Source organism: Paenibacillus sp. FSL M7-0420 (assembly GCF_038002345.1).
Taxonomy (GTDB): domain Bacteria; phylum Bacillota; class Bacilli; order Paenibacillales; family Paenibacillaceae; genus Paenibacillus_AQ.
The window spans coordinates 7,424,638-7,436,526 of record NZ_JBBOCJ010000001.1 but is presented as its reverse complement, the minus strand read 5'-3'; the positions used below and the strand labels follow the sequence as shown (position 1 = coordinate 7,436,526).

Here is an 11,889-nt window from a genome sequence, read left to right as displayed (position 1 = left end):
CCTAATCGAGATCATCCATATCTTCTGAGATGGTGGCGGTAAGTTTATTCGTAAATTGCAGCGCGGCATTGAAGCCCATTTGCTTGAGCCGGTAATTCATCGCAGCCACCTCGATAATGACAGCGAGGTTACGTCCCGGACGGACAGGGATGGTAACCAGCGGCACATCGGTATCAATAATCCGTGTCGTCTCCTCATCCAGTCCCAGACGGTCATACTGCTTGTCCTGCTGCCAGGCTTCCAGTCTGACGACCAGGGTAATCCGCTTGTGATTACGGATAGCACCTGCCCCAAAGAGCGTCATAACATTAATAATCCCGACACCGCGGATCTCCAGCAGGTGACGGATTAATTCCGGTGCGGTACCATGAAGCTGATTATCCGAGGTCTGACGGATCTCCACCGCATCATCGGCAATCAGGCGATGACCGCGTTTAACGAGTTCCAGTGCCGTTTCACTTTTACCAATGCCGCTGGTGCCTGTAATCAGCATCCCTACCCCATATACATCACAGAGAACACCGTGAATTGTTGCTGTCGGTGCCAGTCTGCCCTCAAGGAAGCTGGTCAGTCTGCTTGAGAAAATCGTGGTCGCCATCGAGCTGCGAAGCACGGGAAGTCCCTTCTCGTTGCTGATGTCTACAAGCTCCTGGGGTACATCCAGCGCACGAGTAATGACAATACAAGGGGTATTGTCGTTACAGATTCCGCGTACCCGGCTTTTCCGTTCTTCCTCTGAGAGCATAGAGAAGAAAGCCAGCTCTGTTTTGCCTAATAGCTGCACACGTTCTTCCGGATAATATTCGAAATAACCGGCCATTTCCAGCCCGGGACGGTTCAAATCATCCACTGTGATCGGTCTCTTCAGACCTTCATGTCCGGATACTACCTCTAATTGAAAATGCTGCACCAATTCCGATACTTTTACCTTCTTAGCCATATATGTCCGTCCTTTCGTCACCCGCGGCTTATGCCGCTTCCCCGCATACCGGTTACATCTTTATCCATTCCAGCTACAGGTAATTCTCCTGCTATCTTAATGGATTATGCCAGTGAATGCAATCTTAACCCCAGCGGTTATCGTTCCATTCCACCATGATCATTACAAGAAAAAGCCGCCTAACCAGGCGGCTTTCTTCATTATAAACTATGTTCACCCTGCAGAGATCTTATCCCAGCAGAACGTTAAGTTCGGATTCTTTGTCGAAGATGTGGACTTTGTTCATGTCGATGGCCAATCTAGGCTTGCTGCCTTCACGGGTAGTGGAACGTCCATCTACACGCGCAATTACAGTGTTATTGCCAAGACCGCTCAAGTAGAGGAGCATTTCATGACCCAGGTTTTCCGTAACATCAACCATCGAAGTGAAGATTGTGTTAGGGGAAGCTTCCAGGAACACTGGCTCTTCATGAATGTCTTCTGGACGAACGCCCATGATTACATCTTTACCGATGAAGCCTTTGTTACGCAGGATTGTAGCTTTGCCGCCTGGAACTTCAACATCAAGGTTCTCTGCACGGAAACGGACAGCGCCGTTCACTTCGGAAAGAGTACCGTTGATAAAGTTCATGGTAGGGGAACCGATAAATCCGGCTACGAACAGGTTCGTAGGCTCATTGTACAGTTCTTCAGGGGAAGCTGCCTGCTGGATGATACCATCGTACATAACTACGATACGGTCACCCATCGTCATTGCTTCTGTCTGGTCATGCGTTACATAGATACAAGTAGTTTCAAGGCGTTTCACCAGCTTAGTGATTTCAGCACGCATTTGACCACGAAGCTTAGCATCCAAGTTGGAAAGAGGCTCATCCATCAAGAAGACTTGTGGATCACGGACGATTGCGCGGCCTAAAGCGACACGTTGACGTTGACCACCGGACAGTGCCTTAGGTTTGCGTTCCAGCAAGTGCTCGATATCCAGGATTTTCGCTGCTTCGCGCACTTTCTTGTCGATTTCTTCTTTCTTCACTTTGCGCAATTTCAGACCGAAAGCCATGTTCTGATATACACTCATGTGCGGGTACAAGGCGTAGGATTGGAATACCATCGCGATATCACGGTCTTTAGGAGCAACGTCATTCACTACACGGTCACCAATGTACATTTTACCTTCAGAGATTTCTTCCAGACCAGCGATCATACGCAGGGTTGTGGATTTACCGCAACCGGAAGGACCAACCAGTACGAGGAATTCCTTATCTTTAATATCAAGATTGATATCGATTACTGTTGCTTTATCGGAACCCGGGTATTTTTTGAAAATATGCTCTAAACGTACGCCTGCCATTGTATTTCCCCCTCGAGTCTAGTATTGGATTAGAAAATCAAACGCTTTCTTGTACACTTATCTTACCCCAGAGCCGGCCTCATGGCTATTTGCAAGGTTCACAAAAAACCTATTTTCTTTTCGTCACTTTATACAATAACATGGCAAGCTTCACAATAGCGGCATCCCCAAAGCTGCGGACATCGGCCCCCGTCTCCTGTTTGATCTTGTCCAGCCTGTAGAGTAGCGTGTTGCGGTGAATGTACAGCTTCTTGGCGGTTTCACTGACATTGCAGTCCATTTCAAAAAAACTCTCCAGCGTCAGCAGCATTTCCTTATCCGCCAGTACCGCCGTGTAATCACCGATCTGGCCCAGCAGCTGTCTCCGCCGGTCATCCGGAATACTGTTAACCAGCCGCTCCATGTGCAGCTCCCACGGCAGATGAATATAATCGCCTACCTGGAAGATACGGCCAAGAATAATGGTCTCCCGCAGCAAGGCGACTGCTCCTGTCAGACCTTTAACCGGGATAATGGCTGGAGAGACCGCCAGATGGAAGACGCCAACCCACTCGCTGGCAATCAGTTCATGCAGCCCCATAGAAGTCTGTGACAGCAGATCCTCAGCACTCTCTTCCTCATCCTCTTTATCATCTCCGCCTGTGAGGAGTTCCTTACGGGCTAAAATTAACCATTCCTTATCCTGCAGGGGAACCAGCAATACATCATTCTCGAAATAACTGCGCAGCAGCTTCATTAAGGAGCGATACGTCATCTGCGGATTATGAACATTCTCGCTTACCAGCATGAACGGAATCATATCTCCGAACAGCCGGCCCTTCAGCGAGATTTCATCCGGGATCTCCGCATCGTCCTTCTCCTGCTCCAGTTGGGCATTCAGCCAGCCGCTAAGCTGCCGCGCCTCCATCTCCCCTTCTTCCTTGAACCCGGTTGCCTTCAGCGCTACCGCAAAATTGCGTCCGGCATAATTCACCAGCTCCAGCTCCAGCGGCGACAGCCCCTCTGTCTCCACCCACACTGCTGTAACACGGCCATCATTCTCATAGAGGGGAAGCCAGAGATAACCCTCATGAATGACCGGCAGTTCCTGATCCTTATCCGTTCCTATGCCAAAAAGTGAAGCGGAATGCTGTCTCCCCAGCTGCTTGATTCCGGTCCTCTTTCCGGTGAGTTGCTCCAATTTTTGACGCAAACCCTCACTATCCATCATCACCATTCTCCACCACTTTTGCTTTTTTCGCTTATTTTATCATATTTTGCTGTAAAATGCGGAATTTGCGCTTACGAGCAGACTTGTATCATGTATCAAAATACAAAAAAGGCCACCACCCTAAAGTGATGACCGTTTGACTTAAGATGAGCCATGAAGGACTCGAACCTTCGACACCCTGATTAAAAGTCAGGTGCTCTACCAACTGAGCTAATGGCTCCTAAAAAGGGATGGAGGCTGATGGATTCGAACCACCGAACACGTACGTGAGCAGATTTACAGTCTGATGCGTTTGGCCACTTCGCTAAGCCTCCATGATGGTGGCGCGGGAGGGAATCGAACCCCCGACACAAGGATTTTCAGTCCTTTGCTCTACCGACTGAGCTACCGAGCCATAAAAAAAACCTAAAAACAAAAAAATGGCGGAACCGACGGGATACTCTTCACTCCGTTACGAGATTGCGAAGTATTCCTTACGATGCCTATGCTTCAACGAACCCAGGGAATTCTCATCCCTTAAGCCATTAAAAATGGCGGAACCGACGGGATTCGAACCCGCGATCTCCTGCGTGACAGGCAGGCATGTTAGGCCAACTACACCACGGTTCCACAATTTATTGTAAAAAATGGTGCCGGCGAGAGGACTTGAACCCCCAACCTACTGATTACAAGTCAGTTGCTCTACCAGTTGAGCTACACCGGCACGGTGTAAGGCAATACAATTCGAACATAAAAATGGTGGAGGCTGAGGGGTTCGAACCCCCGACCCTCTGCTTGTAAGGCAGATGCTCTCCCAGCTGAGCTAAGCCTCCGGGTATGTATGGTAGCGGCAGAGGGGATCGAACCCCCGACCTCACGGGTATGAACCGTACGCTCTAGCCAGCTGAGCTACGCCGCCACACTACAAGTATTGGATTTATAATGGCGGAGAGAGAGGGATTCGAACCCTCGCACCGCTTACGCAGTCTAACCCCTTAGCAGAGGGTCCCCTTATAGCCACTTGGGTATCTCTCCAAATTAATGGTAGCCATGTAAATCCGCACAGGAAATTGATTCCTGAAAACTGAATCCGAAACGAATCTGCGAATTATTTTTTGGATAAGCCCTCGACCGATTAGTATTGGTCAGCTCCATGCATTGCTGCACTTCCACCTCCAACCTATCTACCTCGTCGTCTTCAAGGGGTCTTACATACTGGGAAATCTCATCTTGAGGGGGGCTTCACGCTTAGATGCTTTCAGCGCTTATCCCGTCCGTACGTAGCTACTCAGCCATGCTCCTGGCGGAACAACTGATGCACCAGCGGTACGTCCATCCCGGTCCTCTCGTACTAAGGACAGCTCCTCTCAAATTTCCTGCGCCCACGACAGATAGGGACCGAACTGTCTCACGACGTTCTGAACCCAGCTCGCGTACCGCTTTAATGGGCGAACAGCCCAACCCTTGGGACCTACTTCAGCCCCAGGATGCGATGAGCCGACATCGAGGTGCCAAACCTCCCCGTCGATGTGGACTCTTGGGGGAGATAAGCCTGTTATCCCCAGGGTAGCTTTTATCCGTTGAGCGATGGCCCTTCCATGCGGTACCACCGGATCACTAAGTCCGACTTTCGTCCCTGCTCGACTTGTAGGTCTCGCAGTCAAGCTCCCTTATGCCTTTGCACTCTGCGAATGATTTCCAACCATTCTGAGGGAACCTTTGAACGCCTCCGTTACTCTTTAGGAGGCGACCGCCCCAGTCAAACTGCCCGCCTGACACGGTCCCCATACCCGCTAAGGGTACTAGGTTAGAACCTAGATACGATCAGGGTGGTATCCCAACGGCGCCTCCGCAGAAGCTTGCGCTCCTGCCTCACCGGCTCCCACCTATCCTGTACAGATCGTACCCAAATTCAATATCAAGCTGCAGTAAAGCTCCATGGGGTCTTTCCGTCTTGTCGCGGGTAACCTGCATCTTCACAGGTATTAAAATTTCACCGGATCTCTCGTTGAGACAGCGCCCAAGTCGTTACGCCATTCGTGCGGGTCAGAATTTACCTGACAAGGAATTTCGCTACCTTAGGACCGTTATAGTTACGGCCGCCGTTTACTGGGGCTTCGGTTCACAGCTTCGGGTTACCCCTAACCGCTCCCCTTAACCTTCCAGCACCGGGCAGGCGTCAGCCCGTATACTTCGCCTTGCGGCTTCGCACAGACCTGTGTTTTTGCTAAACAGTCGCTTGGGCCTTTTCACTGCGGCCCCCTCGGGCTATTCACCCTACCGAGGCACCCCTTCTCCCGAAGTTACGGGGTCATTTTGCCGAGTTCCTTAACGAGAGTTCTTCCGCGCGCCTTAGAATTCTCTTCTCGCCTACCTGTGTCGGTTTGCGGTACGGGCACCTTCTCCTGACTAGAGGCTTTTCTTGGCAGTGTGAGATCATGACCTTCGCTACTATAATTTTCGCTCCCCATCACAGCCCAGCCTTACGATGTGCGGATTTGCCTACACACCAGCCTCACTGCTTAGACGGACATCCATCAGTCCGCGTCACTACCCTCCTGCGTCACCCCATCGCTCATAGCGGATTACGGTGGTACAGTAATTTCAAACTGTTGTCCTTCGACTACGCCTGTCGGCCTCGCCTTAGGTCCCGACTTACCCTGAGCGGACGAGCCTTCCTCAGGAAACCTTGGGCTTTCGGCGGATCAGATTCTCACTGATCTTTTCGTTACTCATACCGGCATTCTCACTTGTATACTCTCCAGCGCTCCTTACGGTACACCTTCAACGTATATACAACGCTCCCCTACCCCAGATACATACGTATCTAGCCATAGCTTCGGTGGTGTGTTTAGCCCCGTTACATTTTCGGCGCAGAGTCACTCGACCAGTGAGCTATTACGCACTCTTTCAATGGTGGCTGCTTCTAAGCCAACATCCTGGTTGTCTGTGCAACTCCACATCCTTTCCCACTTAACACACACTTGGGGACCTTAGCTGATGGTCTGGGCTGTTTCCCTTTTGACAATGGATCTTAGCACTCACTGTCTGACTCCCGGCAAGAAGTAAATGGCATTCGGAGTTTGACTGAGCTTGGTAACCCTTGCGGGCCCCGCACCCAATCAGTGCTCTACCTCCACCACTCCATTCACCGAGGCTAGCCCTAAAGCTATTTCGGGGAGAACCAGCTATCTCCGAGTTCGATTGGAATTTCTCCGCTACCCCCACCTCATCCCCGCATTTTTCAACATGCGTGGGTTCGGGCCTCCAGTGCGTGTTACCGCACCTTCACCCTGGACAGGGGTAGATCACACGGTTTCGGGTCTACGTCCACATACTCAGTCGCCCTATTCAGACTCGCTTTCGCTGCGGCTCCGGCTTCTCACCTTAACCTTGCATGTTAAACGTAACTCGCCGGTTCATTCTACAAAAGGCACGCCATCACCCATAGAAAGGGCTCTGACTTTTTGTAAGCACACGGTTTCAGGTTCTATTTCACTCCCCTTCCGGGGTGCTTTTCACCTTTCCCTCACGGTACTGTTTCACTATCGGTCGCCAGGTAGTATTTAGCCTTAGCAGATGGTCCTGCTGGATTCATACGGGGTTTCACGTGCCCCGCACTACTCGGGATCCGTCTCGGAGAGAACACAGTTTGGGCTACAGGGCTTTTACCTCTATCGCGGGCCTTTCCAGACCTCTTCGCCTACTCTATTCCTTTGTAACTCCATGTGAGACGTCCCACAACCCCAAGAGGCAAGCCCCTTGGTTTAGGCTGTTCCGCGTTCGCTCGCCGCTACTGACGGAATCACTATTGTTTTCTCTTCCTCAGGGTACTTAGATGTTTCAGTTCCCCTGGTCTGCCTCTGCGTATCCTATGTATTCAGATACGAGTAACTGCGAATTACCACAGCTGGGTTTCCCCATTCGGACACCCCCGGATCAAAGCTTGCTTACAGCTCCCCGAGGCAGTTTCGTTGTTCGCCACGTCCTTCGTCGGCTCCTGGCGCCTAGGCATCCTCCGTGTGCTCTTAGTAGCTTAACCAATGCGTTTTCCGTTAGGAAAACCGCTTAGCATCGCCATTAATTCAAAACTTGTTTACACAAGTTCAGCTTAAAGGAATGTTCTAAAACGCAAATTCGTTTCGGTATCCAGTTTTCAAGGATCAAGTTGCTGTTATTATGAAACAATCACGACTGTGATGTTCGGAATAACAGATGATGTGCATATACTGTTGTAAAGAAGTTTTGGTGGAGCCAAGCGGGATCGAACCGCTGACCTCCTGCTTGCAAGGCAGGCGCTCTCCCAGCTGAGCTATGGCCCCATATAATCACCCCAAAAAGTGAGGTGTAGCTTCGAGGTTAATTCCGATTACTTTTCGGGGACCCCGGTACTTACTATTCAATTTCAGATTGTTATATGGTGGGCCTTGGTGGACTCGAACCACCGACCTCACCCTTATCAGAGGTGCGCTCTAACCAACTGAGCTAAAAGCCCATATAACAAAACTTACAGTAGTGAAGCAATCAATGAATTGATTGTCCGCTTGGCGGCGTCCTACTCTCCCAGGACCCTTCGGTCCAAGTACCATCGGCGCTGGAGGGCTTAACGGTCGTGTTCGGGATGGGTACGTGTGGAACCCCTCCGCTATCGCCACCAAACGCATACGAAAGAGACTTGCTCTTTCAAAACTGAACACGAGTGAGTGTCCGAACCCGAAGGTTCTATTGTGGAAGCGAAGCTTCCGATTTGAATGTTTCCGTTGCAGGAAACGATTCTCCATAGAAAGGAGGTGATCCAGCCGCACCTTCCGATACGGCTACCTTGTTACGACTTCACCCCAATCATCTACCCCACCTTCGGCGGCTGGCTCCCTTGCGGGTTACCCCACCGACTTCGGGTGTTGTAAACTCTCGTGGTGTGACGGGCGGTGTGTACAAGACCCGGGAACGTATTCACCGCGGCATGCTGATCCGCGATTACTAGCAATTCCGACTTCATGCAGGCGAGTTGCAGCCTGCAATCCGAACTGAGACCGGCTTTGCTGGGATTGGCTCCACCTCGCGGCTTCGCTTCCCGTTGTACCGGCCATTGTAGTACGTGTGTAGCCCAGGTCATAAGGGGCATGATGATTTGACGTCATCCCCACCTTCCTCCGGTTTGTCACCGGCAGTCACTCTAGAGTGCCCAGCTTCACCTGCTGGCAACTAAAGTCAAGGGTTGCGCTCGTTGCGGGACTTAACCCAACATCTCACGACACGAGCTGACGACAACCATGCACCACCTGTCTCAACTTTCCCCGAAGGGCACCTGATGCATCTCTGCTTCGTTAGTTGGATGTCAAGACCTGGTAAGGTTCTTCGCGTTGCTTCGAATTAAACCACATACTCCACTGCTTGTGCGGGTCCCCGTCAATTCCTTTGAGTTTCAGTCTTGCGACCGTACTCCCCAGGCGGAGTGCTTACTGTGTTAACTTCGGCACCAAGGGTATCGAAACCCCTAACACCTAGCACTCATCGTTTACGGCGTGGACTACCAGGGTATCTAATCCTGTTTGCTCCCCACGCTTTCGCGCCTCAGCGTCAGTTACAGCCCAGAAAGTCGCCTTCGCCACTGGTGTTCCTCCACATATCTACGCATTTCACCGCTACACGTGGAATTCCACTTTCCTCTTCTGTACTCAAGTCACCCAGTTTCCAGTGCGACCTCAGGTTGAGCCCAAGGTTTAAACACCAGACTTAAATAACCGCCTGCGCGCGCTTTACGCCCAATAATTCCGGACAACGCTTGCCCCCTACGTATTACCGCGGCTGCTGGCACGTAGTTAGCCGGGGCTTTCTTCTCAGGTACCGTCACTCCGGCAGCAGTTACTCTACCGGACGTTCTTCCCTGGCAACAGAGCTTTACGATCCGAAAACCTTCATCACTCACGCGGCGTTGCTCCGTCAGGCTTGCGCCCATTGCGGAAGATTCCCTACTGCTGCCTCCCGTAGGAGTCTGGGCCGTGTCTCAGTCCCAGTGTGGCCGTTCACCCTCTCAGGTCGGCTACGCATCGTCGCCTTGGTGGGCCGTTACCCCACCAACTAGCTAATGCGCCGCAGGCCCATCCCCAAGCAGCAGATTGCTCCGCCTTTCATTCTCTCCTCAGGAGAAAAAAGAAATTATCCGGTATTAGCTACCGTTTCCGGTAGTTATCCCAGGCTTGAGGGCAGGTTGCCTACGTGTTACTCACCCGTCCGCCGCTAAGTTTGAAAGGAAGCAAGCTTCCTCTCAAACTCCGCTCGACTTGCATGTATTAGGCACGCCGCCAGCGTTCGTCCTGAGCCAGGATCAAACTCTCCAAATTGGTATTTAGAAAGAGCGATTGCTCATTTTGAAACATCTGACGAGAATGATTACATTCTCTAATTTTGGATCTCACCGAAGTGATTTCCCACTCACTCGTTGTTCAGTTTTCAAAGATCAATGTCTCATCTTTTGTCGTTGATGTTTGTCTCAGCAGCGACCTTTATAATATATCACAGCACCCTTGTTTCAGTCAAGCGTTTTTTTAATTTCTTTTTTCGCTTTAGCTTCCAGCAAGTGATCCGAAGATCTCCTGTCCAAAGGGCCGAGACTTAATGTATCATGAATCAGGAGCCTTCGTCAACCTCTAAAACAAAGTTAATTTTAATCCCAATAACAGCGCCACTCCCGGCAGTCCAAGAATGGTTACAGCACCTATGGTTGTAGGGTTAAGCGGAATGTGCAGATCACTTACAACTCCTGAGAAATTAACGATATAAATCCCGAGCGCCGCTAATATAAGATGGGTTCCAAATACGCTCAGCCATGCCCAGCCCAGTCTTTTCCTGAATACAATCAGGACCAGCAGCGCTGCAGATATAATCAGCACACCCATTGCAACAGTTCTTAGCATCGTTCTCCTCCTCGCTGACTCAGTCTGTTCATACTTGCAGCTGGCTCCGGTTAAGCCCCAGCCGCTTGGCATCCTTAAGGTGTATCTGATATTTACGCTCAGCCGCCTCCAGGATATAGATCGCATAGTCAATCTGATCCTGGCCGAGAGCCTCATCAAACATCAGATAGGCCCGCTCCCATTCAGACTGGGCTTTACGCACCTCATGGTACACCGCGCCCCATTCCTCTTCCATCTCCACTGCCTTTTCCTTCCCCGTATTTCCGCTCAGCCATTTGGCACTCCACCAACCCATTGCAATCCCTCCCAAGAGATATGAATAACTGCAGATGCAACCGGTGATTCACACCCGTTAATCTCATACATATCGGAATAGGGACAAACTTAGAACCGGGAGAGGGGACTTAGCACAACTTTTAGCAGAATATCAGCGGCTCTCCGGGAAACAAAAAAGGAGCCCGAAGGCTCCATACACTTATAATACAACAGCACAACACTCAGAACAGCTCACGACGGCCTTCCAGCGCCTTCGACAGGGTTACCTCATCCGCATACTCAAGATCGCCGCCTACAGGCAAGCCATGGGCTATCCTGGTGATCTTGATCTCAAAGGGACGGACAAGACGCGAGATATACATGGCGGTGGCTTCCCCTTCAATGTTGGGGTTGGTAGCCATAATCAGCTCCTTCACCCGCTCATCGCTGAGTCTGGTCAGCAGCTCCTTCAGCCTTATATCATCCGGCCCTATGCCTTCCATAGGCGAAATTGCACCCTGGAGCACATGATAATAGCCGTCAAATTCCTTGGTTCGTTCGATAGCCACCAGATCCTTCGAGTCCTGAACCACACAGATTACCGAAGCATCGCGGGTTTTGTCCTGGCAGATCCGGCACGGGTCGGTATCCGTAATATTGCAGCAGACCGAGCAATAATGAAGATTACGCTTGACGCTGACCAGGGCTTTGGCGAAATCAATCACCTCGTCCTCCTTCATGTTCAATACATGAAAGGCCAGCCGGGCAGCTGTCTTCGGACCAATCCCGGGCAAACGTGTAAAAGCTTCTATTAGCTTGGCTAGCGGTTCTGGATAATACAAAGTATCGGTTCTCCTTTGGCAGGGAGTGGAGTAAGCCTAGAACAAGCCAGGAATCTTCATTCCGCCTGTGAATTTACCCATATCGTTGTTCGCCAACTCTTCTGCCTGGGTAAGAGCATCATTAACAGCAGTGATCACCAGATCCTGCAGCATTTCGATATCCTCCGGATCAACTACCTCCGGTTTGATCTGAATGGACAGCAATTTCTTGTGTCCGTTCACCTGAACGGTAACCACGCCGCCGCCGGAAGAACCTTCAATCGTCTTGCTGCCCAGCTCTTCCTGGGCTTTGAGCATCTGCTCCTGCATTTTTTTAACCTGCTTCATCATTTGGTTCATATTATTCATAGATCATCTCTCCTTTGGGATGCGCTTGTTCGCGCTGATAGCTGAAT

General features: G+C 50.9%; 7 protein-coding genes, 10 tRNA genes and 3 rRNA genes. All 20 read right to left on the bottom strand.

The window, feature by feature from the left end; translation table 11 throughout:
• Position 1 precedes the first annotated feature (1 nt).
• Positions 2-940 (bottom strand): HPr(Ser) kinase/phosphatase, encoded by a 939-nt coding sequence (hprK, locus tag MKX51_RS32175; RefSeq protein ID WP_036726232.1) that lies wholly within the window; start codon positions 938-940, stop codon positions 2-4.
• A gap of 229 nt (positions 941-1,169) precedes the next feature.
• A complete protein-coding gene (locus MKX51_RS32170; RefSeq protein ID WP_036726231.1) occupies positions 1,170-2,291 on the bottom strand; it encodes an ABC transporter ATP-binding protein in 1,122 nt (373 codons plus the stop codon).
• 109 nt (positions 2,292-2,400) lie between these two features.
• On the bottom strand, positions 2,401-3,483 hold the full coding sequence (locus MKX51_RS32165; protein ID WP_340945648.1) for a PucR family transcriptional regulator: 1,083 nt from the start codon (positions 3,481-3,483) through the stop codon (positions 2,401-2,403).
• A gap of 165 nt (positions 3,484-3,648) precedes the next feature.
• Positions 3,649-3,721 (bottom strand) — tRNA-Lys (locus tag MKX51_RS32160).
• An 11-nt stretch (positions 3,722-3,732) separates the two neighbouring features.
• Positions 3,733-3,815 (bottom strand) — tRNA-Tyr (locus MKX51_RS32155).
• Positions 3,816-3,819: 4 nt separating this feature from the next.
• A tRNA-Phe gene (locus MKX51_RS32150) sits at positions 3,820-3,895 on the bottom strand.
• A gap of 137 nt (positions 3,896-4,032) precedes the next feature.
• A tRNA-Asp gene (locus MKX51_RS32145) sits at positions 4,033-4,110 on the bottom strand.
• A gap of 18 nt (positions 4,111-4,128) precedes the next feature.
• Positions 4,129-4,204 (bottom strand) — tRNA-Thr (locus tag MKX51_RS32140).
• Positions 4,205-4,237: 33 nt separating this feature from the next.
• Positions 4,238-4,313, bottom strand: a tRNA-Val gene (locus MKX51_RS32135).
• Positions 4,314-4,322: 9 nt separating this feature from the next.
• Positions 4,323-4,399: transfer RNA gene (locus MKX51_RS32130), tRNA-Met, on the bottom strand.
• A 24-nt stretch (positions 4,400-4,423) separates the two neighbouring features.
• Positions 4,424-4,515, bottom strand: a tRNA-Ser gene (locus tag MKX51_RS32125).
• 80 nt (positions 4,516-4,595) lie between these two features.
• A 23S ribosomal RNA gene (locus MKX51_RS32120) occupies positions 4,596-7,522 on the bottom strand.
• Between the two features lie 204 nt (positions 7,523-7,726).
• Positions 7,727-7,802, bottom strand: a tRNA-Ala gene (locus tag MKX51_RS32115).
• 96 nt (positions 7,803-7,898) lie between these two features.
• A tRNA-Ile gene (locus tag MKX51_RS32110) sits at positions 7,899-7,975 on the bottom strand.
• Positions 7,976-8,022: 47 nt separating this feature from the next.
• Positions 8,023-8,139: ribosomal RNA gene (rrf, locus tag MKX51_RS32105) — 5S ribosomal RNA — on the bottom strand.
• Positions 8,140-8,263: 124 nt separating this feature from the next.
• Positions 8,264-9,824 (bottom strand): 16S ribosomal RNA (locus MKX51_RS32100).
• The 16S, 23S and 5S rRNA genes sit together here with 10 tRNA genes alongside, the layout of an rRNA operon.
• A 306-nt stretch (positions 9,825-10,130) precedes the next feature.
• The gene (locus tag MKX51_RS32095) at positions 10,131-10,397 is read right to left on the bottom strand and encodes a pro-sigmaK processing inhibitor BofA family protein (protein ID WP_076084856.1); all 267 of its coding nucleotides are present in this window, start codon (positions 10,395-10,397) and stop codon (positions 10,131-10,133) included.
• Between the two features lie 28 nt (positions 10,398-10,425).
• Positions 10,426-10,632 carry a DUF2508 family protein gene (locus MKX51_RS32090; protein WP_445322093.1) on the bottom strand — a complete coding sequence of 69 codons (207 nt, stop codon included), beginning with the start codon at positions 10,630-10,632 and terminating at the stop codon, positions 10,426-10,428.
• A gap of 262 nt (positions 10,633-10,894) precedes the next feature.
• Positions 10,895-11,494, bottom strand: coding sequence for a recombination mediator RecR (recR, locus tag MKX51_RS32085; RefSeq protein ID WP_036698882.1), 600 nt, complete (start codon positions 11,492-11,494; stop codon positions 10,895-10,897).
• Positions 11,495-11,530: 36 nt separating this feature from the next.
• Complete coding sequence (locus MKX51_RS32080) at positions 11,531-11,842, bottom strand: YbaB/EbfC family nucleoid-associated protein (protein ID WP_036698884.1); 312 nt, start codon at positions 11,840-11,842, stop codon at positions 11,531-11,533.
• Between the last annotated feature and the right edge of the window lie 47 nt (positions 11,843-11,889).

Bases quoted from the DNA above. Each gene is read 5' to 3' on its own strand.
- hprK (WP_036726232.1), bottom strand. From the start codon at position 940: ATGGCTAAGAAGGTAAAAGTATCGGAATTGGTGCAGCATTTTCAATTA.
- MKX51_RS32170 (WP_036726231.1), bottom strand. From the start codon at position 2,291: ATGGCAGGCGTACGTTTAGAGCATATTTTCAAAAAATACCCGGGTTCC.
- MKX51_RS32095 (WP_076084856.1), bottom strand. From the start codon at position 10,397: ATGCTAAGAACTGTTGCAATGGGTGTGCTGATTATATCTGCAGCGCTG.
- MKX51_RS32090 (WP_445322093.1), bottom strand. From the start codon at position 10,632: ATGGAAGAGGAATGGGGCGCGGTGTACCATGAGGTGCGTAAAGCCCAG.
- MKX51_RS32080 (WP_036698884.1), bottom strand. From the start codon at position 11,842: ATGAATAATATGAACCAAATGATGAAGCAGGTTAAAAAAATGCAGGAG.